Raw genomic sequence first — 20,905 nt, forward strand, 5'->3', positions numbered from 1 at the left:
GGTCCCGCTGGCCATGGGGCACGATCGTCCCGACCAGCAGTTCCACCGAAGGAGGAGCCACCCGTGGCCCACAGTGTGTCGACGACCCGAACCGACGGGAGCAGCGCGGCGGCCGAGCCCTCGATCGGCACGCTGGTGCAGAGCGCGATGGCCGACGTCTCGACGCTGGTGCGCGGTGAGATCGAGCTGGCCAAGGCCGAGATCGGCACGTCCGCGAAGAAGGGCGCCATCGGCGGCGGGATGTTCGGCGCGGCGGGCGTCGTCGCCGGCTTCTCGATGTTCTTCCTCTTCATCGCCCTCGCCGAGGGGCTCACCGCGCTGGGCGTGCCCCGCTGGCTGTCCTACCTCATCGTCTGGGTCGTGCTGCTGCTCGTCGCCGGCGTGCTCGCACTGATCGGCAAGCGGCTGATCAAGAAGATCGAGAAGCCCGAGCGGACGATCGAGTCGCTGCGCGAGCTGCCCGAGGTGATGCACCGCGAGGCGCCCGGCGCGCGCCACCGCGACGTCCCCGTGGTGAACGGCGGCAAGGTGGAGCTGCGCGGCAACGAGACCTACCGGGTCTGACTCGGTGACCGTCCCTCCGGACGGCCGTCCCGACGCCGTCAGCGTGCTGCTGCCGGGGCCCTGGACCCACCGCGACATCTCCGCGAACGGGGTGCGGTTGCACACGGCGGAGGCCGGTGACGGGCCGCTCGTGCTGCTGCTCCACGGTTTCCCGCAGTTCTGGTGGACCTGGCGCGCCCAGCTCACGGCCCTGGCCGGGGCGGGGTTCCGGGTCGTCGCGCCGGACCTGCGCGGCTACGGGGCCAGCGACAAGCCACCTCGCGGATACGACCTGCCGACCCTCTCCGCCGACGTCGCGGCGCTGGTGCGGGCGCTCGGGGAACGCGATGCGGTCGTCGTCGGCCACGACTGGGGCGGCCTGCTGGGCTGGACGGCGGCCGCGCTGCACCCGCGGGTGGTCCGCCGGCTGGTCGTGGTGTCGATGGCCCACCCCCGGCTGCTGCGGGCCGGTATGGCCGACCGCCGCCAGCGCCGGGCGATGCGCCACGCGCTCGGTTTCCAGGTGCCCCGGCTGCCCGAACGGCGGCTGACCCGGGTCGACGACGACCCGGTGGCCGACCTGATGCAGCGCTGGGCCGGGCCGGAGTGGGCGCGCACCGCGGAGTTCGCGGCGGCCGTGGACCGCTACCGCGCGGCGGCGCGCATCCCGCAGGCCGCGTACGGGGCGATGGAGTACTACCGCTGGGCCGGCCGGTCCCAGCTGCGGCCCGACGGTCTCCGGTACGCCCGGCGGATGGCGGCCCCGATCACGGCGCCCACCCTGCAGCTGCACGGTGCGCTCGACCCGTACGTGCTGCCGGGTACGGCGCGCGGGTCCGGCCGCTACGTGGCGGGGGCCTACGAGTGGCGGGAGCTGCCCCGGGTCGGCCACTTCCCGCAGGAGGAGGCCCCCGACGAGGTCACCCGGGCCATCGCCGACTGGGCCAAGTGACCCGCTGGAACGGCCCCGCTGCAGGGACCCGGCACGAGCGAAGCGAGTGGTGGGGGGCAGCGGGGTCCTCTTACTCGCAGGAGCCCGTCGCCACCTCGGTGCGCGCGACGCTGCCCGCATCGGCGGCCGCGGCGACCTCCGGTCCGGTGAGCGCGTAGCCGGTCTGCGGGTCGTCGATCGCCGAGGCGAACACGACTCCGAGGACGCTGCCGTCGGGGGCGAACAGGGGGCCACCGGAGTTGCCGGCGCGCACCTGTCCGTACAGGGCGTAGACGTCGCGGACGACGGTCTGCGTGTTGCGGAAGTCGGGACCGCTGATCTCGCCGCGGTCCCGCACGCGGGCGGCACCGACGTACAGCGGTCCACCTCCCGGGTAGCCCATGATGATCGCGTCGTCGCCCGAATCGGCCGGCTGCGGGGTGAACGACAGCGGCACCTGCGGCAGCCCCGGCACCGCGAGGACCGCGACGTCGATCTCCTCGTCGACCACGACCGGGATCGCGTCGTACTCCCTGCCCTCGGCGACGACCACCGGCGCGGTGACGCCGGCCAGCACGTGGGCGTTGGTCATCACCCGCTCCGGCGCGTAGACGAAACCGGACCCGTCGATCTGCCGGGAGCAGGACGGCGCCACCCCACGGATCCGCACCACGGACCCCTGCACCGAGGCGACCACCGCGCTCTCCTGCAGCGCCGGGTCGGGCGCCGGGACGTCGCGCGCCTGGGTGGGGGTGAGCGGGTCGAGGACGTCGGGCAGCCCCCGCCGGTCGATCGCCTCCCGCAGGTCCTCGTAGACGGTGCGGACCTCGTCGGGGACCGCCCGGTCCACGGCCTGCACCAGCGCCGACTGGCGGACCTGGCCGGCCACCTCGGGGAACGGCGAGCTCGCCAGCGGTGAGGCGACCATCCAGGCGACCAGCAGGACCGCCGCCGCCGAGACGACCGCGCCGGCCACGGAGTCGACCATCTTGGCCGGCTCCCACGTGACGCGGGACCGCAGCGCCCGGCCCGCGGCCCCGGCCAGGATCTGGCCCAGCAGCGCGCCGGCGAGCACCACCACGAGCGCGGCGAAGACCCGGCTGACGCTGGAGCCGTCGATCCGGTCGGCCACCGGCCCCGCCAGCTGGGCCCCGAGGACCGCCCCGGCCAGGAAGCCGACGATCGAGGTGGCCGAGACCAGGAGGCCCTGCCGGAACCCGGACAGCGCGAACAGCAGCGCCAGCATGATGAGCAGGAGGTCGACCAGGGACACCGCTACCCGCTGACCGTCATCGTGCCCACCTGCCCCAGCTGGAGGTGGAAGGTGCAGGAGAACGGGTACTCCCCCGGCGTCGACACCTCGAACTCGATCGTCTTCTCCTCGCCCGCGGCGAGCATCGAGATCCCGGCGTCGATCGGCTCGGGCAGCTCCTCGTCGGTGAACTCGAGGTTGTGCGGCATCTGCTCGGCGACGTTCACCAGGGTCAGCCGCACCCGCCCCGGCGACACGGTGAACCGGTCGGGGGTGAACACGTAGTCGTCCTGGGTCTGGAGGGTGACCTCCTGGACGCCGTCGTCGGCGATCGTCACCTCACCGAGCCCCTCGGCGACTGGCGCCGCGGTCACCTCCTGCCCCCCGGCGCCACCGCAGCCGGTCACCAGCAGGACCAGCACCGCGACGACCGCCACGACCTTCCCGCCGATGTCCTGGCCGCCTCCCGGGCCCCGCCCCGAGCCGGCGAGGGACGGGGAGGAGGTGGTCCTTTCACCGCTCATCGGGGCCGAACCGTACGCGCCGGGGCGACGCCGGGCGCGGGATCGGCGACGGTCGGCGCGGCGGAATCGCCGGCGGGGTCGTCGTCCCCCGAGCCCGGCAGCGTGTACGGGCGCAGCCGCTCCGGGCGGATCGGCCGCACGTCGGTGGCGTCCCACGGCTGCGCCAGCCCGGCGGCTTCGAGGATCGCGTCGAGCAGGCCGGCGGTGAAGCCCCACACCTCCATGTCGGCCACGCCGAACGCCGGCCCGACGAAGCCCGCCGGATGCCGGACGCGGTAGCGGTTGGCCGGGTCGACGAGGTCGGCCAGCGGCACCCGGGCGACCCGCGCCACCTCGTGCGGGTCGCCGACCGTGACGTCGCGCGGGTCGTCCCACCAGCCCACGACCGGCACGACGAGCCGGTTCGACGGCGGCAGGAACAGCTCCTGCAGGGTGGCGAGGACCCGGACGCCGTCGGGGTCGATCCCGGCCTCCTCGTGGGCCTCGCGCAACGCCGTGCCCACCGGGAAGTCGTCGCCCGGGTCGACGCCGCCGCCCGGGAAGGCGGGCTGCCCGGCGTGGCTGCGCAGGTGTGCGGACTTCTCGATCAGCAGGATGTCCGGCCCGGCCGGGCCCTCGCCGAAGAGGATGAGGACCGCCGAGCGGCGGGCGGTGGCGGTGGCCTGCGGCATGCGGTGGCGCAGCGGGAGGTCGTCGGCCCGCTCCAGCAGCCGGAGCAGGTACTCGGGCAGGCCGTCGGTGGCCGCCCCGGCGGTCACAGCTGCACCCCGAGGTGGTCCGCGACGAGGCCGCGGAGCTCGTCCACCGAGGCGACCGCGCCGGCCTCGGTGTGCACCAGCGCGCCGCCGGCGTCGACGAAGTAGGTGAAGGGCAGGAAGTTGATCCCGAGCTCGGCCATCAGCTCCCCGGTCCGGTCGTAGGCGCTGGGGAACGTGACGCCGGCGTCCTCGGCGAACGAGCCGGCCTGCGGCAGCCCGTCCTTGCTGATCACCCCGACCACCCGCACCTGGTCGCCGGCGAGGTCGGCGAACTCCTGCAGGACCGGCATCTCCTCCCGGCACGGCGAGCACCAGCTTCCCCACAGGTTCACGACCGTCGGCACGCCCGGTGCCCTGGCCAGGTCGAGGGAACCACCGCCGGGGCAGTCGAAGGCGAGCGCCGGCAGTCGCTCGGCCCCGGCGGCCTCGACGTCGGGCTGGTCGGGGCACGGCGTGAACGACGGGGCCGCGGTCGTCGCGGGCGTGGCCTCGGGCTGCTCCTCGGCGGTGCAGCCGGCCATCAGCAGCGCGAGCGCCGCCCCGGCGGCGGCCAGGACCCGGCGCATCACTCGGTGTCCGAGGCGGAGGGGGTCTTCACGAGCTTCAGAGCCACCTCGGGGTCGACCGGGCCGATGCCGAACGAGGGGCACCACTGCGCCAGGCCGCAGGCGCCGCACGCCGCCTTCTTCGCGTGGCACACGCGCCGGCCGTGGAAGATCACCCGGTGGCTGAAGTCGGTCCACTCCTTCTTCGGCACCAGCTGCGCGATCTCCGCCTCGACCTTGACCGGGTCCTCCTCCGCGGTCCAGCCGAACCGGCGCACCAGCCGGCCGAAGTGGGTGTCGACGGTGAGCCCCGGGACACCGAAGGCGTTGCCCAGCACGACGTTCGCCGTCTTGCGCCCGACGCCCGGCAGGGTCACCAGGTCGGCCATCCGGGCGGGCACCTCGCCGTCGAAGCGCTCGACCAGGGCCTGGCTCAGCCCCAGCACCGAGTTCGCCTTGGCCCGGAAGAAGCCGGTGGGCTTGAGGATGGTCTCCAGCTCCTCCCGGTCGGCGCCGGCGAGGGCGACCGCGTCGGGATACCGCGCGAAGAGCGTGGGCGTCACCTTGTTGACCATCTTGTCGGTGGTCTGCGCGGACAGCACCGTGGCGACCAGCAGCTCGAAGGCGTTGGTGAAGTCCAGCTCGCAGTGGGCGTCGGGATGGATCGCGGCCAGCTCGCGGGCCATGCGACGGGCCCGGCGGGTGCGGGCCAGCGGCGTCTCCGCCGGGTCGTACGGCGACGCCCCGGTCAGTGCGGCTGCGGTGGGGCGCCGGGCCCGGGCGGGGCGTGCGTAGGCCGGTGAGGACGCGGGTGCGGACACGCGGTCGAGGGTATGCGGAGCTGCTGACCCTCTCCCGGCGTGCCATGATCGAGGACGGACCGCTTCCCCGTTCCGCCGACGACGCAGAGGAGGTCGGGATGGTCGCCCTCAGTGTCATCCTGTTCCCACCGCTGCTGATCGCGTTCCTGCTGGTGATGGAGCGGGTCGAGGAGCCCCTCCGCCGCCCGGCGTCCCCCCGCGAGGTCAGCGAGTTCCTGGACACCGCGACGCCCGGCGAGGTCGACACGCTCGCCACCTCGGGCATCCGGCGGGCGCTGTTCCGCTGGCGCCGTCGCCGCCACCGCGTCCGGCGCTCGCAGAACCCCCCGCTGGTCTGAGGAAGGACCTCCCTGCCCCCACCGCTCGCACGCTCGCGGCGGGCCCCTGCAGGGAGGCCACTCGCTCCATGGGGGGACGCGGCCGCCCACCGAACGGGTGATTGACCGCACAGCCGCCTAGACTCGCTCCGGACGCGGGCACCCCTGCGTCCGAGGACAGTGCGAGAGGACGTGCAGTGGACGAGGTGCTGGCTCAGTCGGGGCTCTTCCAGGGGCTCTCCGAGGACGCGGTGGACCCCGTCATCAGTCGCCTCGAGACGATCACCCTCCCCCGGGGCCGGGTGGTCTTCAACGAGGGCGAGCCCGGCGACAGCCTCTACATCGTCATGACCGGCAAGATCAAGCTCTCCCGTCGGTCGCCCGACGGCCGGGAGAACGTGCTCGCGGTCATGGGACCTTCCGACCAGTTCGGTGAGCTGTCGGTCTTCGACCCCGGTCCGCGTACCGCGACCGCCACCGCCGTCACCGACGTGAAGCTGGCCCGGATGCCGCAGTCGGTGCTGCTGCCCTGGATCGAGGCGCACCCGGAGATCGGCGAGCAGCTGCTCCGCGTGCTGGCCCGGCGCCTGCGCCGCACCAACGACTCGGTCGCCGATCTCATCTTCACCGACGTCCCCGGCCGCGTGGCCAAGGCGCTGCTGCAGATGGCCGACCGCTTCGGCAGCCGCGACACCGACGGCCTGCGCGTGAAGCACGACCTCACCCAGGAGGAGCTCGCCCAGCTGGTCGGCGCCTCCCGCGAGACGGTCAACAAGGCGCTGGCGGACTTCGTGCACCGCGGCTGGATCCAGCTGCAGGGCAAGTCCGTCGTCGTCCTCGACGAGGAGCGCCTGCGCCGCCGCGCGCGCTGACGCACGCCTGAACGCGAGAGGCCCGGAACCGCATCGGTTCTGGGCCTCTCGCGTTCACCGCTTCACGAGGGGAGCGGCACGGCCAGCCGGATGCGGGTGCCGTCGGGCAGCACCGCCCAGCGGCCGTCGGGCGTCTCCTCGAAACGCGGGCTGATCGGCTGCAGGGGCTCTGGCGGCGAGCCGGCCAGGGCGGCCGCGACGTCGGGGAAGGCCACCAGCTGGCCGAGCGTGTGCGACGTCGGCGGCAGCATCGGGCGGGTGCCGGCCTCCAGCTCGGCGAGCGCGGCGGCGGGTGCCAGCCACGCGGCCTCGTCGGCCTCCCCCGAGACGTCGCGCGCCTCCTGCCCGACCGGCAGCGCGGCGGCGAAGAACTTGGTGTCGTAGCGCCGCGGCTCGACCGGTGGGGTGATCCAGTGCGCGAACGGCCGCAGCAGGTCCGACCGGAGCACCAGCCCCCGACCGGCCAGGAGCCCGGCCAGCGACAGCTCGCGGCTGAGCAGGGCCTGGCGCTGGTCCTCCCAGTCCTCCCCCGAGACGTCCGGAACGACGGTCCCGTCGGGCAGCCCGGCGAGCAGGACGCCGGCCTCCTCGAACGTCTCGCGCACCGCGGCGCACACGAGCTCCCGGGCGGTCCGCTCGTCGCAGCCGAAGGCGGTCGCCCACTGCGCGGGCGCGGGCCCGGCCCACCCGATCTCGGTGTCGCCGTCCCGGGGGTCGACGCCGCCGCCCGGGTAGGCGGTCATGCCACCGGCGAAGGGCATGCCCTTCGTGCGGCGCAGCAGGTACACCTCGAGCCCGGGCGCGCCGTCCCGCAGCAGCAGCACCGTCGCGGCCTGCTTCGGCTCAGGCATGCCGCACGACGCAGTCGTCGGTTACGAGCAGCGGGGGTCCGGAGGACCTCCCGGCGAGGGACCGGGACACGCTCAGCGCAACGACGGATGGCACCTGGCCGCGGTGCGATGCGGAGGATCGCGGTGTCATCGCAGCTCGACGGTGAGCTCGACCTCCACGGGGGCACCCATCGGCAGCTCGGCCACCCCCACGGCGCTGCGGGCGTGCTGACCGGCGTCGCCGAAGATCCGGCCGAGCAGCTCGCTGGCGCCGTTGACCACCCGGGGCTGACCGGTGAAGCCCTCGACGCTGGCCACGTAGCCCACGACGCGGACGACGCGCGCCACCGCGTCCAGCCCCACGAGGTCGTCGATCGCGGCCAGCGCGTTCAGCGCGCAGACCTTCGCGTCGGCCGCGGCGGCCTCCACGTCGACCGACCCGCCGACCTTGCCGGTGCGGCGCAGGCCGCCGTCGACGAACGGCAGCTGCCCCGAGGTGAACACCAGGGAGCCGGTGCGCACGGCCGGCACGTAGGCGGCGACGGGAGCGGCCACCGGGGGCAGCCGGATGCCCAGCTCGGCGAGCCGGGCGTGCCAGCCCGGAGCCGGGGCCGTCATACCGGCCGCTTGAGGTAGGCGACCGGCTGCTCGGGCCCACCGGGCCCGGGGAGCACGGTCACCAGCTCCCACCCGTCGACGCCCCAGGAGTCGAGGATCGCCTTGGTGTTGTGGATGAGCAGCGGGATGGTCGCGTACTCCCACTTCTGGCGGGCGGTTTCGCTCATGACCGCGACGCTAGCGCAGCCGCCGGACGCGATGCCCGTCACGCCACCTGGCACGGGCAGGCCGTCCCCGTCGCCTGCTCCTACGCTGGGACAGGTGAGCCCAGATCCCGCCGCCCCGCGCCTGCACGTGGTCACCGGCAAGGGAGGGACGGGCAAGACCACCGTCGCCGCCGCCCTGGCCCTGGCGCTCGCCGCCGACGGGCGCTCGGTGCTGCTGGTGGAGACCGAGGGCCGGCAGGGCATCGCCCAGCTGTTCGACACCCCGCCGCTGCCCTACGAGGAGCGCCGGGTCGCCGTCGCCCGCGGCGGGGGCGAGGTCAAGGCGCTGGCCATCGACGTCGAGGAGGCGCTCCTCGACTACCTCGACATGTTCTACAACCTCCGCCGGGCCGGCCGGGCGCTGCGGAAGATGGGCGCCATCGACTTCGCCACCGCCATCGCGCCGGGCCTCCGCGACGTGCTGATCACCGGCAAGATCAAGGAGGCGGTCACCCGGCGGCGGGACGGCAGGCTGGTCTACGACGCCGTCGTCGTCGACGCGCCGCCCACCGGCCGGATCACCCGCTTCCTCGGCGTCACCGGGGAGATGTCGCAGCTGGCCCGCTCCGGTCCGATCAAGACCCAGAGCGACGGCGTCATGGCGGTGCTGCGCTCCCCGCAGACGGCGGTCCACCTGGTGACGATCCTGGAGGACATGCCGGTGCAGGAGACGGCGGACGCCATCGCGGAGCTCGAGGCGGCCGGGCTGCCGATCGGCTCGGTGATCGTGAACATGGCGACCGAGCCGGTGCTGCCACCGGCCGCGCTGTCCCGCGCGGCGGCCGGCGAGCTGACCGGGGCCGACCTCGCACCCGCGCTGGACGCCGCGCACCTGCCGGGCGCCGAGCAGCTGGCCGAGGCGCTGGTCGCCGAGGTCGTGGAGCACGCCCGCCGCTGGGCGGCGCAGGACGCCCTGCGGGCCCAGGTCGCGGAGCTGGACCGCCCCAGCCTCGAGATCCCGCTGCTGCCCGGCCCGATGGACCTGGGCTGCCTGTTCGAGCTGGCGGGGCGGCTCGAGGAGCACCTGCGCACGGAGGTGGCCGCCTGATGGCCGCCGGCACGGCCACCGCGCCGCGCACCCGGGCGCCCCGGCAGGCCCCGGCGATGGACCTGGGCGCGCTGATCGCCGACCGGCAGACCCGCATCGTCGTCTGCTGCGGCGCCGGCGGGGTGGGCAAGACGACGACGTCCGCGGCGCTGGCGCTGGCCGCGGCGGAGGCCGGGCGCACCGTCGTCGTCCTCACCATCGACCCGGCCCGGCGGCTGGCCCAGTCCCTGGGGCTCACCGAGCTGGACAACGAACCGCGGCGCGTGGACGTCCCTGGGGCGACCGGTGAGCTGCACGCGATGATGCTGGACATGAAGCGGACGTTCGACGACATCGTCACCGCTCACTCCACGCCCGAGCGCGCGCAGCAGATCCTCGACAACCCCTTCTACCAGGCGCTCTCCTCGTCGTTCGCCGGCACGCAGGAGTACATGGCGATGGAGAAGCTCGGGCAGCTGCGCGCCAGCGACCGGTGGGACCTGATCATCGTCGACACCCCGCCGTCGCGGTCGGCGCTGGACTTCCTCGACGCCCCCAACCGGATGGGCCGGTTCCTCGACGGCACGATGATCCGGCTGCTGATCGCGCCGAGCCGGGCCGGCTTCAAGTTCGCCAGCGCCGGGTTCCTGCTGTTCAGCCGGATCGTCAGCAAGATCCTCGGTGGCCAGCTGCTGCGCGACATCTCCGCCTTCGTCGCGGCCCTGGACACCATGTTCGGCGGGTTCCGCGAGCGCGCGACGGCGACGTTCGAGCTGCTGCGCCGCCCCGGCACGTCGTTCGTGGTGGTCGCCGCGCCGGAGCCCGACGCGTTGCGCGAGGCGTCCTACTTCGTCGACCGGCTCTCGGCCGAGGGGATGCCGCTGGCCGGACTGGTCGTCAACCGGACGCACCCCCCGGCCACCACGGCGCTGTCGGCGACCCGCGCGGAAGGCGCCGCCGAGGAGGTCGCCGAGAGCGGTGACGAGGGCGCGGCGCTCGCGGCCGCGGCGCTGCGGGTGCACGCGGACCGGATGCAGCTCGCGAGCCGGGAGCAGCACCTGGCCGACCGCTTCACCAGCGCCCACCCCGACGTCGCGCTGCGCACGGTGCCGGCCGCCGCCGGGGACGTCCACGACCTCGACGGGCTGCGGATGATGGCCGACGCCCTCACCGGCCCCGACCACGACACGCCGACCGGCACGCCGCGGACGCGCGTCCTGCCCGCGCGCCGCGGCTGAGCGCTCCGCTCACCCGTCCGGTCGACGTACCCTGGCCGCGATGTCGGAGAACGCGCGTGTCCGGACCCGTCTGCTCGCCAAGCTCGCCGCGACGATCGTCGTCGCCGGCGCACTGCTGGCCGGACTCATGCTGCCCTGGATCGGGGGCACCGGCCTGGCGGCACGCAACTCCGTGTCGCTGCTCGACGCCCTGCCGGTGGAGCTGACCGACAAGACGCCGGCCGGCGTCACCCGGGTGCTCGCCGCCGACGGGCAGCTGATCACGAACTTCTACGAGCACAACCGGACGCCGGTCACCTCCGACCAGATCGCCGACGTCATGAAGCAGGCGCTCGTCGACATCGAGGACTCCCGGTTCTACGACCACAACGGCCTGGACGTGCAGGGCACGATGCGGGCGCTGGTGAAGAACGTCGCCGCCGGCGAGGTCCAGGAGGGCGGCTCCACCCTGACCCAGCAGCTGGTGAAGCAGACCCTGCTGCAGACGGCCACCACGCCGGAGGACCGGGACGCCGCCGACGCCCAGACCGTGGGCCGCAAGCTGCGGGAGGCCCGCCTGGCCCTCGCCCTGGAGGACACCTACTCCAAGGACGAGATCCTCACCCGGTACCTGAACATCGTGTACTTCGGGCAGGGCGCCTACGGCATCCAGGCCGCCGCCCAGCGCTACTTCAGCGTGAACGCCGCCGACCTCACCCTCCCGCAGGCGGCCATGCTCGCCGGGCTGGTGCAGAAGCCGTTCTACGACGAGCCGATCAACAACCCGGAGAACGCCCAGATCCGGCGCAACCAGGTGCTGCAGCGCATGCACGACCTGGGTCACGTCAGCGCGGAGCAGCTGGCCGAGATCACCCCCACCCCGGTGGAGGTGGCTCCGGGCCAGGCGCCCCCGAACGGCTGCATCGACGCCGCGATCGGCGGCTTCTTCTGCGACTTCACCCGGCAGTACCTCATCCAGGAGCTCGGTCTGACGAAGGCCCAGCTGGACAAGGGCGGGCTGACCATCCAGACGACGCTACGGCCGGACATGCAGGCCGCCGGTGACCAGGCCGTGCTGGACACCGTGGCGATGGGCGCCGACACCGTGGGCGTCTACGACGTCGTCCAGCCCGGCACCGGGCACGTGCTCGCGATGAGCGTCAACCGCCGCTACGGCTGCGACGGCCCCGAGTGCGAGTCGGTGAACTTCGCGACCGTCCCCACCAAGGGCTCCGGGTCGACCTTCAAGACCTTCGTCGCCGCGGCCGCCCTGGAGATGGGTCTGCCGGCCAGCCACACGATCACCACGAGCGAGCCCTACCGGTCGAAGGTCTACGAGAGCTACGACCCCGAGACCCAGCGCATCGAGCCCTACTCGATCGGCAACGTGGGCAGCTCGTACCCGCGCACGCTGACCATGACGCAGGCGCTCTACATGTCCTCCAACACCTACTTCCTCGCGCTGGAGGACGCACTGGGCCGGATCGAGCCGGCGGTGCGGATGGCCGAGCGGCTGGGCATGACCTTCGACTACTCGGTCACCCAGACGCCGGCGCAGCAGATCATCGACGAGAACCGCCCGTCCTTCGCCTACGGCACCGATGGCGTGAGCCCGCTCGACCTGGCCAACGCCTACGCGACGATCGCCGCCCGCGGGGTCAAGTGCACGCCCACGCCGGTGCTGTCGATCACCACCCCGAACGGCGAGCCGCTCACCGGCGAGGACGGCGAGCCGGTGGTGAAGGGCGACGACTGCGAGCAGGTCATCGAGCCCGGCATCGCCGACACGCTGAACCAGATGATGATCAAGGACGTCGAGCCCGGGAACCGGCTGCAGACCGGCGCCCGGGCCCACATCCCCGGTCACCAGATCGCCGGCAAGACCGGCACGGTGAACGAGCGGGACTCGGTGGCCTTCGTGGGCTCGACGCCGGAGTACACCGCCAGCGTCATGGTGTTCCGCCCGCGGGACACCAACGACGTCGGCAGCTACGGCGGCGGTCTCCCTGCCGGCATCTGGCGGGCCGCGATGGCACCGATCCTGACCAACCAGCCGGCGGCCGAGTTCCCGCCCGCCGATCCCCAGTACGCCGGCCGCGGCGTCGACGCCGCCCCGCAGGGGGCCGGCGTCTCCCGGTCCGGCACCACGTCGAGCCGCTCGGCGGACCGGTCGAGCACGACGGGCACCACGGGAGGCACCACCTCCCCGCCGCCCGTGCAGCCCGAGACGCCGGCACCCCCGCCGGTGGAGCCCCAGGTGGAGCCCCAGGTGCCGCCGCCGGCCGACGCCGGCACGACCGCACCGGAGCCGACCGGGGACCTCCCGACGAACTGACCGGAGCGACGACGAAGGGCCGGACCGAGAGGTCCGGCCCTTCGTCGTTCCCGTCGCGCGAGGCTCAGCCGAGCTGGCGGCGGACCTCGGCGGCGACCCGCGAGCCCTCGGCCCGGCCGGCGACCACGCCGTTCGCCGCGCCCATGACCTTCCCCATGTCCTTCATGCCGGAGGCGCCGGTCCGGGAGATGACGTCGGCGACGATCGCGGCCAGGTCGGCGTCGTCCAGCTGAGCCGGCAGGTAGTCCGCGAGGATCTCGCCCTCGGCCCGCTCGCGGGCGGCCTGCTCGGCGCGACCGGCCGAGCCGAACGCCTCGGCCGCCTCGCGGCGCTTCTTCGCCTCGCGCCGGAGCACGGCCTGCACCTCGTCGTCGGTGAGCTCGCGGGCCTCCTTGCCCGACACCTCCTCGGCGCTGACGGCGGCGAGCACCATGCGCAGCGTGGCGGTGCGCAGCTCGTCACGGGCCTTCATGGCGGTGGTCAGGTCGGCGCGCAGCTGTTCCTTGAGGTCGGGCACGGGTCCAGCCTCGCACGACGCCGCGCCGGGGTGCGCCCGTAGGCTCGGCGGGTGCGCTGGTACACCGCCGTCCCCACCGCCGCCGTCGCCTCGGGCGCGGCCGTGACCGCCTACGCGAGCCTCTACGAACGCACGCGCTGGACGCTGCGCCGGTTCGAGGTGCCCGTGCTGGCCCCGGGCTCGGCGCCGCTGACGATCCTGCAGCTGTCGGACCTGCACATGACCGCCGGGCAGCGGAGCAAGCAGGAGTGGGTCGCGGGCCTCGCCGCCCTCGAGCCCGACCTGGTGATCAACACCGGGGACAACCTCGCGGGGTTCGACGCGGTGCCGCCGACGCTGCGCGCGCTGGACCCGCTGCTGGACCGGCCCGGCGCCTTCGTGCTGGCCAGCAACGACTACTACGCCCCGCGCCCGAAGAACCCGCTCAAGTACTTCAAGCGCGACCACAAGCGGGTGCACGGCGACGAGCTGCCCTGGCGCGACCTGCGCGACGGCATGCGCGAGCGCGGCTGGCTGGACCTCACCAACGCCGCCGGTGAGCTCACCGTGGGCGGGCGGCGGATCGTCTTCGCCGGCGTCGACGATTCCCACCTGAAGCGGGACCGCTACGACCTGGTCGCCGGGCCGGCCGATCGGAGCGCCGACGTGCGGATCGGGCTGGCCCACTCCCCCGAGCCGCGGGTGCTCGACCGCTTCGCCGCGGACGGCTACGACCTGCTGCTGTGCGGTCACACGCACGGCGGCCAGCTGCGGGTGCCGTTCTACGGGGCGCTGGTCACCAACTGCGGCATCGACCGCCACCGGGTGCGCTGGCTGCACCGCTGGGCGGCCCCCACGCCGGAGCACCCGGCCGGCACCTGGCTGCACGTGTCGGCCGGCCTGGGCACCAGCCCCTACGCCCCGGTGCGGTTCGCCTGCCCGCCCGAGGCGACGCTGCTGACCCTCACCGCACGGCCGTCCTGACCCGCCGCCGGGGCGCGCGCAGTGGAGCGTTAGACTCGTCGACGCACCTCGGGGTGTGGCGCAGCTTGGTAGCGCGCGTCGTTCGGGACGACGAGGCCGCAGGTTCAAATCCTGTCACCCCGACCCTCCGCTCAGGGGCCGCCGCAAGGCGGCCCCTGAGTCGTTCCCGGGGCACCGGTCGTTCCCGGGGCGCTGCGAAGATGGTGGCGTGACCGCCGAGCAGACCGTCCCCGCCCTTCCCCCCGAGGTCACCGCCCGCTGGCAGGCCCGGTTCCGCGCACCCCGGGTGTCGCTGCCGGACTGGGCCGAGGAGGCACCGCACCGCAACCTGTACAGCTCCGACGTCAGCGGCGTCGTGGAGCAGTACGCCTGGGACCGGGAGACCGGCACCCACCGCCGGGTCACCGACCGGCCCAACGGCACGCTGATCGCGACGCTGGACCGTGACGGCGACACGATCTGGTGGTTCGCCGACACCGACGGCGACGAGTTCGGCGTCTGGATGACCCAGCCGTTCACCGGCGGCGAGGACACCGTCGCCGTCCCCGAGGTGGGGCCCGCCTACCCGGCGGGACTGGAGATCGGCCGGGACCTGGTGGCCATCGGCCGCAGCACCGACGACGGCAGCGAGCTGTGGCTGGCGCCCACCGGAGGCACGCCGCGGGTGGTCTACCGGCACCCCGACCCCGCCTCGGTGGACGCGCTGACCCGCGACGACGAGCTGCTGGTCATCTCGCACTCCGAGCACGGCGACCCGCGCTACCCCGCGCTGCGGGTGCTCCGCACGGCCGACGACTCGGTGGTCGCGGAGAAGTGGGACGGCGAGGGACGCGGGCTGCACGCGCTGGAGTTCGCCCCGCTCCCCGGTGACCGCCGGCTGCTGGTCGGCCACGAGCGGCGCGGTCGCGAGGAGCTGCTGGTCTGGGACGTCGCCGCCGACACCGAGACGGAGATCGTGCTCGACCTGCCCGGCGACGTGACCGCCGGTTGGTACCCCGACGGCTCCGCGCTGCTGGTGGGCCACGACCACGCCGCCCGCAGCGAGCTGTACCGCTACGACCTCGACTCCGGCGCGCTGGAGAAGCTCGACACCCCGCCCGGCGTCGTCCGCGGCGCCACCGCCCGCCCCGACGGCACGGTGGAGCTGGCGTGGTCGAACTCCGAGCGGCCGCCGGTCATCCGCCGCGCCGACGGCCCCGTCGTCCTCTCGGTCTCCGACGAGGAGCCGCCCGCCGCCTACCCGGTCGAGGACCGCTGGGTCCCCGGCCCGGGCGGCGACGTGCACGCCCTGCTGGTGCGCCCGGCCGGTGAGGGCCCGTTCGCGACGGCGTTCCTGGTGCACGGCGGCCCGGAGGCGGCCGACGACGACTCCTACCGCGCCCGCCGGGCGGCCTACGTCGACGCCGGCTACGCGGTCGTGCACGTGAATTACCGGGGCTCCACGGGCTACGGCTCGGCCTGGCGCGACGCGCTCACGGGGCGCCCGGGGCTCACCGAGCTCGAGGACATCGGGGCGGTCTACGACGCGCTGGTGGCCGAGGGCGTCGTCGACCCGGCCCGCGCGCTCCTCACCGGGGGCTCGTGGGGCGGGTTCCTCACCCTGCTGGGGCTGGGCACCCAGCCGGAGCGCTGGGCGGCCGGGATCGCCGAGGTGCCGGTGGCCGACTACCTCGCGGCGTACGAGGACGAGATGGAGGGCCTGCGGGCCTACGACCGGGCGCTGTTCGGCGGGTCACCGGAGGAGGTGCGCGACGTCTACGTGCGCTCCTCGCCGATCACCTACGTGGACGCCGTCGCCGCGCCGGTGCTGGTGGTGGCCGGCGCGAACGACCCGCGCTGCCCGATCCGGCAGATCGACAACTACCTGGGCGAGCTGGAACGGCTGGGCAAGCCGCACGAGGTCTACCGGTTCGACGCCGGCCACGGGTCGCTGGTCATCGAGGAGACGATCCGGCAGGTCGAGGTCGCGCTCTCCTTCGCCCTGCGGCACGTGCGGCCCTAGCGGTCCCGGCGCCGCCGGCCGGCCACGCGGGGGCGCGGTGGAGCGAGCAGTGCCAGACGGGCGCTCTCCCTCCGCCGCAGGACCGCCCGGCGGAGCCGCCCCCGGCTCCCCCGCGGGTCGCCGGGGGCGTAGGCGTACCAGCCGAACTCCTCGTCCGGCGGGTCCGGCGCCTCCTCGTCGGCGAGCATCCGGGCCCGGAGCGCCGCCAGCACCCGCTCGGCCAGGGGGTCGTCGGTGAGGAGCGCGGACAGCTGTGCCGGGTCCCGCCCCTCGGCGGCCAGCGCGTCGGTCAACCACTCGTACCACCGCGGCCCGAACGCGTGGACGACGGCGTCGCTCAGCAGGGCGTGGGCGGCGTCCACCGTCACCCCGCGCTCGAGCGCCAGGTCCAGCTCGAGCATCCCGCGCAGCGTGTAGAGGTCAGGCCCCGGCCAGGCGTGCTGCGGGGAGGCAGGCAGGTCCGCGGAGTTCACGGGACCATCCTGCCGCCTGGTCGGGCTCCTCCGCGGAGGAGCCCGACCAGGGTCAGCGGGAGGCGGCGATGAGCTCCGCGATCTGGACGGTGTTGAGGGCAGCGCCCTTGCGCAGGTTGTCGTTGCTGACGAAGAGCACCAGCCCGCGGCCGCCGTCCACGCTCTGGTCCTGCCGGATGCGGCCCACGTAGCTGGGGTCGCGGCCGGCGGCCTGCAGCGGGTTCGGGACGTCGGAGAGCTCCACCCCGGGCGCGGCCTGCAGCAGCTCGGTGGCCCGCTCGACGGTCAGCTCGCGCGCGAACTCCACGTTGAGCGAGAGCGAGTGCCCCGTGAACACCGGCACCCGCACGCAGGTACCCGAGACGCGGAGGTCCGGGATGCCGAGGATCTTGCGGCTCTCGTTGCGGAGCTTCTGCTCCTCGTCGGTCTCGAACGAGCCGTCGTCCACGACCGAGCCGGCCATCGGCAGCACGTTGAAGGCGATCGGCGCGACGTACTTCACCGGGTCGGGGAAGGCGACGGCGGTCCCGTCGTGGGTGAGCTCGTCGGCCTTGTCGACGACGGCCTTCGCCTGCCCGTGCAGCTCCTCCACGCCGGCGACCCCGCTGCCGGAGACCGCCTGGTAGGTGCTGGCGACGATGCGGACCAGGCCGGCCTCGTCGTGCAGCGGCTTGAGCACCGGCATCGCGGCCATGGTCGTGCAGTTCGGGTTGGCGATGATCCGGCCGTGCGCCTTCGCGATGTCGCCGGGGTTGACCTCGCTGACGACCAGCGGGATCTCCGGGTCGCGGCGGAACGCCGAGCTGTTGTCGATGACGGTCACGCCGGCCGCGGCGAACCGCGGCGCCTGGGCGCGGGAGGTGGTCGCGCCGGCGGAGAAGATCGCGATGTCCAGCCCGGTCGGGTCGGCGGTCGCGGCGTCCTCGACGGTGATCTCGCCACCGGCCCAGGGCAGGGTGCTGCCGGCCGACCGCGCCGAGGCGAAGAAGCGGAGCTCGGCCAGCGGGAAGTTCCGCTCGGCCAGGATGTCGCGCACGACGCGGCCCACCTGACCTGTCGCGCCCACGATGCCGACCCGCAGGCCGCCGGGGGTGAAGCCACTCATCGTCCGGTCCCTCCGTAGACCACGGCCTGGGCGTCCTCGGTGCCCAGGTCGAACGCATCGTGCACCGCGCGGACGGCGAGGTCGACGTCGGTGTCGCGGCACACCACGGAGATGCGGATCTCCGAGGTGCTGATCAGCTCCAGGTTGACCCCGGCGTCGGCCAGCGCGCCGAAGAACTTGGCGGAGACGCCCGGGTGCGAGCGCATGCCGGCGCCGACCAGGCTCACCTTGCCGATGTGCTGGTCGAAGCTGACGTCGGTGTAGCCGACGGTGTGCTTGACCCGTTCCAGGGCGGCCAGCGCGGCCGGGCCGTCGCTCTTGGGCAGCGTGAAGGAGATGTCGGCGAGCTTGCTGGCCTCGGCCGACACGTTCTGCACGATCATGTCGATGTTGACCTCGGCGTCGGCGAGCACGCGGAAGATCTGCGCCGCCTCACCCGGCCGGTCCGGCACGCCGAACACGGTGATCTTGCCCTCGGAGCGGTCGTGCGCGACGCCGGAGATGATCGCCTGTTCCACGGTGAGGTCCTCCATCGAGCCGGTCACGGTGGTGCCGGGGAGCTGTGAGTAGGAGCTGCGGACGTGCACGGGGATGCCGTAGCGGCGGGCGTACTCGACGCAGCGCAGCATGAGCACCTTCGCCCCGGAGGCGGCGAGCTCGAGCATCTCCTCGTAGGTGATGGTGTCCAGCCGCTTGGCGTTGGGGACGATGCGCGGGTCGGCGGTGAAGACGCCGTCGACGTCGGTGTAGATCTCGCAGACGTCGGCGTTCAGCGCCGCGGCGACGGCGACGGCGGTGGTGTCCGAGCCGCCGCGGCCGAGGGTGGTGATGTCCTTGGTGTCCTGGCTGACGCCCTGGAACCCGGCGACGATGACGACCGAGCCCTCGTCGAGCGCCGACTTCAGGCGGCCGGGCGTGACGTCGATGATGCGCGCCTTGCCGTGGCTGGACGTGGTGATCACGCCGGCCTGCGAGCCGGTGAACGACCGCGCCTCGTAGCCGTGCTCGGAGATCGCGATGGCCAGCAGGGCCATGGAGATCCGCTCGCCGGCGGTGAGCAGCATGTCCAGCTCGCGGCCGGGCGGGGTGTCGGTGATCTGGCTGGCCAGGTCCAGCAGCTCGTCGGTCGTGTCGCCCATCGCGGAGACCACGACGACGACGTCGTCGCCGTTCTTCTTGGCAGCGACGATCCGCTCCGCGACGCGCTTCATGTGCTCGGCGGAGGCGACGGACGAGCCGCCGTACTTCTGGACGACGAGGGCCACGGGTCAGAAGGCTACCGACGCGGTCCACGGGCCGAGCGGTTGCATCTCGTGCGCCCGACCGATGTGATCGCCGGGTGGACGATCCGCACCGGTGGTTGCTCACCTCGGAGGAGCGCCACAACCGCGGTGCCGCCGTGCCGGCCTGGACCGAGGGCAACCTGGTCCGGCCGCTCGTCCACGGCGCGGCGTACTTCGACCGGCTCGTCGAGGTGGTCGAGCAGCTGGGCGAGGGCGACCGCGTCTGGTTCACCGACTGGCGGGGCGACCCCGACGAGCGGCTGCGCCCCGACGGGCCCACCGTCGACGAGCTGTTCAGCGCGGCCGCGCTCCGCGGCGTCGACGTGCGCGGCCTGGTGTGGCGCTCGCACACGGACGCGCTCTCCTACAGCAAGGAGCAGAACCGGTCGCTGGACCGGGAGATCGAGGCCGACGGCGGCCGGGTCGTGCTCGACCAGCGCGTGCGCCGGTTCGGCAGCCACCACCAGAAGGTGGTGATCATCCGGTGCCCCGCGGACCCGTCCCGCGACGTCGCGTTCGCCGGGGGCATCGACCTGTGCCACAGCCGCCGCGACGACGCGCGGCACGACGGGGACCCCCAGGCGGTGGACATGGCCTCCGGCTACGGGCCGACCCCGCCGTGGCACGACGTGCAGGCGGAGATCCGCGGCCCGGCGGTCGCCGTGCTCGAGACCAGCTTCCGTGAGCGGTGGGACGACCCGACCAGCCCCGTGCAGGGAAACCCGATCGCCTACGTCGTCGGCCGGTTCCGCGGGGCCCGGCTGGACCCCGCTCCGCTGCCGCCCGAGCTGCCGCCGCCCCCACCGGCCGGCCCGCACCTGGTGCAGATCCTGCGCACCTACCCCAAGATCCTGCCGCGCTACGACTTCGCCCCCGAGGGTGAGCGCTCGATCGCCCGCGGCTACTCGAAGGCGGTGAAGCGGGCGCGGCGGCTGGTCTACCTCGAGGACCAGTACCTGTGGTCCTCCGAGGTCGCCCAGCTGTTCGCCGACGCCCTCCGGGACAACCCCGACCTCCACCTGGTGGTGGTCGTGCCCCGCATCCCCGACCAGGAGGGCGCGTTCTCGGCGACTCCCCAGACCGTGGGCCGCCGGCAGGCGATCGACCTGTGCGTCCGGGCGGGAGGCCAGGACCGGGTGCACGTCTTCGACGTGGAGAACCACGCCGGGACACCGGTGTACGTGCACGCCAAGGTGTGCGTCGTCGACGACGTGTGGGCCAGCATCGGCAGCGACAACTTCAACCGGCGTTCCTGGACGCACGACAGCGAGCTCTCCACCGCCGTCCTCGACACCACGCTCGACCCCCGCGAGCCGCGGGACCTGGGAGGAACCGGGGACGGCGCCCGCACCTTCGCGCGGGACCTGCGGCTGGAGCTGGCGCGCGAGCACCTGGACCTGGCCGAGGACGGCAGCGACGACGACCTGCTGGTGGATCCGGCGCGCTTCGTCGCCACGCTCGAGGAGCGGGCGGGCGCCCTGGCCGAGTGGCACGAGGGGGGTCGCCGCGGGCCACGTCCACCCGGTCGGCTCCACCCACACCGCCCGGAGGAGCTGCCCTGGCACACCCGGCTGTGGGCGACACCGCTCTACCGGCTGCTGGTCGACCCGGACGGCCGGCCCCTGCGGCTGCGCCTGCGCAAGGAGTTCTGACCGCCGCCTGCGGCTGCGCCCCGCACGTGCGGACGGCACCAGGTGAGCTCCGCGGAACTAGTGCCCTGCCCACCCCTGTGGGCAGGGCACTAGCTTCCACAGGAGCATCTGCCC

Annotated in this window: 22 protein-coding genes and 1 tRNA gene; 11 read left to right on the forward strand and 12 right to left on the reverse strand. The window is 73.9% G+C overall.

Annotated elements, in window-relative coordinates:
• Positions 1-63 precede the first annotated feature (63 nt).
• A complete protein-coding gene (locus tag ACI79Q_RS02515) occupies positions 64-564 on the forward strand; it encodes a phage holin family protein (RefSeq protein WP_456588197.1) in 501 nt (166 codons plus the stop codon).
• A 4-nt stretch (positions 565-568) separates the two neighbouring features.
• Complete coding sequence (locus tag ACI79Q_RS02520) at positions 569-1,495, forward strand: alpha/beta fold hydrolase (protein WP_456599035.1); 927 nt, start codon at positions 569-571, stop codon at positions 1,493-1,495.
• 70 nt (positions 1,496-1,565) lie between these two features.
• Here ACI79Q_RS02520 and ACI79Q_RS02525 read toward each other — a convergent pair whose 3' ends face one another.
• The 5 genes from ACI79Q_RS02525 to nth are packed head-to-tail and all read right to left on the reverse strand — an operon-like array spanning position 1,566 to position 5,374.
• Positions 1,566-2,747 carry a MarP family serine protease gene (locus tag ACI79Q_RS02525; RefSeq protein ID WP_456595791.1) on the reverse strand — a complete coding sequence of 394 codons (1,182 nt, stop codon included), beginning with the start codon at positions 2,745-2,747 and terminating at the stop codon, positions 1,566-1,568.
• A gap of 2 nt (positions 2,748-2,749) precedes the next feature.
• Positions 2,750-3,250, reverse strand: a complete 501-nt coding sequence (locus tag ACI79Q_RS02530) for a plastocyanin/azurin family copper-binding protein (RefSeq protein ID WP_456614081.1) — start codon at positions 3,248-3,250, stop codon at positions 2,750-2,752.
• Positions 3,247-4,008, reverse strand: coding sequence for an NUDIX hydrolase (locus ACI79Q_RS02535; RefSeq protein WP_456588201.1), 762 nt, complete (start codon positions 4,006-4,008; stop codon positions 3,247-3,249). The genes ACI79Q_RS02530 and ACI79Q_RS02535 overlap by 4 nt, the downstream gene beginning before the upstream one ends.
• Positions 4,005-4,574 carry a TlpA family protein disulfide reductase gene (locus ACI79Q_RS02540; RefSeq protein WP_456588202.1) on the reverse strand — a complete coding sequence of 190 codons (570 nt, stop codon included), beginning with the start codon at positions 4,572-4,574 and terminating at the stop codon, positions 4,005-4,007. The genes ACI79Q_RS02535 and ACI79Q_RS02540 overlap by 4 nt, the downstream gene beginning before the upstream one ends.
• On the reverse strand, positions 4,574-5,374 hold the full coding sequence (nth, locus tag ACI79Q_RS02545) for an endonuclease III (protein WP_456588203.1): 801 nt from the start codon (positions 5,372-5,374) through the stop codon (positions 4,574-4,576). The genes ACI79Q_RS02540 and nth overlap by 1 nt, the downstream gene beginning before the upstream one ends.
• A 98-nt stretch (positions 5,375-5,472) precedes the next feature.
• Here nth and ACI79Q_RS02550 point away from each other — a divergent pair, with 98 nt between their 5' ends.
• Both ACI79Q_RS02550 and ACI79Q_RS02555 read left to right on the forward strand, forming a co-directional pair.
• Entirely contained in the window at positions 5,473-5,712 is a 240-nt protein-coding gene (locus tag ACI79Q_RS02550) for a hypothetical protein (RefSeq protein WP_456588204.1), read from the forward strand.
• 176 nt (positions 5,713-5,888) lie between these two features.
• Positions 5,889-6,563: a Crp/Fnr family transcriptional regulator gene (locus ACI79Q_RS02555; protein WP_091929288.1), complete on the forward strand. Its 675-nt coding sequence runs from the start codon at positions 5,889-5,891 to the stop codon at positions 6,561-6,563.
• A 62-nt stretch (positions 6,564-6,625) separates the two neighbouring features.
• On the opposite strand, the gene ACI79Q_RS02560 is transcribed toward ACI79Q_RS02555, so the two are convergent.
• The 3 genes from ACI79Q_RS02560 to ACI79Q_RS02570 form a co-directional block, all read right to left on the reverse strand.
• Complete coding sequence (locus ACI79Q_RS02560; protein ID WP_456588205.1) at positions 6,626-7,414, reverse strand: NUDIX hydrolase; 789 nt, start codon at positions 7,412-7,414, stop codon at positions 6,626-6,628.
• Between the two features lie 126 nt (positions 7,415-7,540).
• Positions 7,541-8,011, reverse strand: a complete 471-nt coding sequence (locus ACI79Q_RS02565) for a RidA family protein (protein WP_456588206.1) — start codon at positions 8,009-8,011, stop codon at positions 7,541-7,543.
• Complete coding sequence (locus tag ACI79Q_RS02570; RefSeq protein WP_456588207.1) at positions 8,008-8,178, reverse strand: hypothetical protein; 171 nt, start codon at positions 8,176-8,178, stop codon at positions 8,008-8,010. The genes ACI79Q_RS02565 and ACI79Q_RS02570 overlap by 4 nt, the downstream gene beginning before the upstream one ends.
• A 94-nt stretch (positions 8,179-8,272) precedes the next feature.
• On the opposite strand from ACI79Q_RS02570, the gene ACI79Q_RS02575 reads away from it, so the two are divergent.
• Genes ACI79Q_RS02575 through ACI79Q_RS02585 form a run of 3 tightly spaced genes read left to right on the forward strand, consistent with a single transcriptional unit; the run spans position 8,273 to position 12,796 of the window.
• Positions 8,273-9,265, forward strand: coding sequence for an ArsA-related P-loop ATPase (locus tag ACI79Q_RS02575; RefSeq protein ID WP_456588208.1), 993 nt, complete (start codon positions 8,273-8,275; stop codon positions 9,263-9,265).
• The gene (locus ACI79Q_RS02580; protein WP_456588209.1) at positions 9,265-10,482 is read left to right on the forward strand and encodes an ArsA family ATPase; all 1,218 of its coding nucleotides are present in this window, start codon (positions 9,265-9,267) and stop codon (positions 10,480-10,482) included. Before ACI79Q_RS02575 ends, ACI79Q_RS02580 begins: the two co-directional genes overlap by 1 nt.
• Positions 10,483-10,522: 40 nt before the next feature.
• Complete coding sequence (locus ACI79Q_RS02585; protein ID WP_456599032.1) at positions 10,523-12,796, forward strand: transglycosylase domain-containing protein; 2,274 nt, start codon at positions 10,523-10,525, stop codon at positions 12,794-12,796.
• Positions 12,797-12,860: 64 nt separating this feature from the next.
• Here the strand turns inward: ACI79Q_RS02585 and ACI79Q_RS02590 are convergent, their stop codons facing one another.
• Positions 12,861-13,313 (reverse strand): GatB/YqeY domain-containing protein, encoded by a 453-nt coding sequence (locus ACI79Q_RS02590; RefSeq protein WP_456588211.1) that lies wholly within the window; start codon positions 13,311-13,313, stop codon positions 12,861-12,863.
• Positions 13,314-13,364: 51 nt separating this feature from the next.
• On the opposite strand from ACI79Q_RS02590, the gene ACI79Q_RS02595 reads away from it, so the two are divergent.
• The 3 genes from ACI79Q_RS02595 to ACI79Q_RS02605 all read left to right on the forward strand — a co-directional run bounded on the left by ACI79Q_RS02595 (position 13,365) and on the right by ACI79Q_RS02605 (position 16,278).
• Positions 13,365-14,276, forward strand: coding sequence for a metallophosphoesterase (locus tag ACI79Q_RS02595; RefSeq protein WP_456588212.1), 912 nt, complete (start codon positions 13,365-13,367; stop codon positions 14,274-14,276).
• A gap of 49 nt (positions 14,277-14,325) precedes the next feature.
• Positions 14,326-14,399, forward strand: a tRNA-Pro gene (locus ACI79Q_RS02600).
• 85 nt (positions 14,400-14,484) lie between these two features.
• Positions 14,485-16,278, forward strand: coding sequence for a prolyl oligopeptidase family serine peptidase (locus ACI79Q_RS02605; protein WP_456599031.1), 1,794 nt, complete (start codon positions 14,485-14,487; stop codon positions 16,276-16,278).
• On the opposite strand, the gene ACI79Q_RS02610 is transcribed toward ACI79Q_RS02605, so the two are convergent.
• From ACI79Q_RS02610 to ACI79Q_RS02620, 3 genes are read right to left on the reverse strand one after another with little or no spacing between them, the layout of a single operon-like run.
• A complete protein-coding gene (locus tag ACI79Q_RS02610) occupies positions 16,275-16,751 on the reverse strand; it encodes a hypothetical protein (RefSeq protein WP_456614082.1) in 477 nt (158 codons plus the stop codon). The two genes, ACI79Q_RS02605 and ACI79Q_RS02610, sit on opposite strands and share 4 nt — an antisense overlap.
• A gap of 52 nt (positions 16,752-16,803) precedes the next feature.
• A complete protein-coding gene (locus tag ACI79Q_RS02615) occupies positions 16,804-17,856 on the reverse strand; it encodes an aspartate-semialdehyde dehydrogenase (protein WP_456588215.1) in 1,053 nt (350 codons plus the stop codon).
• Entirely contained in the window at positions 17,853-19,121 is a 1,269-nt protein-coding gene (locus ACI79Q_RS02620) for an aspartate kinase (RefSeq protein ID WP_456588216.1), read from the reverse strand. Before ACI79Q_RS02620 ends, ACI79Q_RS02615 begins: the two co-directional genes overlap by 4 nt.
• Before the next feature lie 74 nt (positions 19,122-19,195).
• Here ACI79Q_RS02620 and ACI79Q_RS02625 point away from each other — a divergent pair, with 74 nt between their 5' ends.
• Positions 19,196-20,791, forward strand: a complete 1,596-nt coding sequence (locus ACI79Q_RS02625) for a phospholipase D family protein (RefSeq protein ID WP_456599028.1) — start codon at positions 19,196-19,198, stop codon at positions 20,789-20,791.
• Positions 20,792-20,905: the final 114 nt, after the last annotated feature.

The organism is Blastococcus sp. SYSU DS0828, from assembly GCF_054050975.1.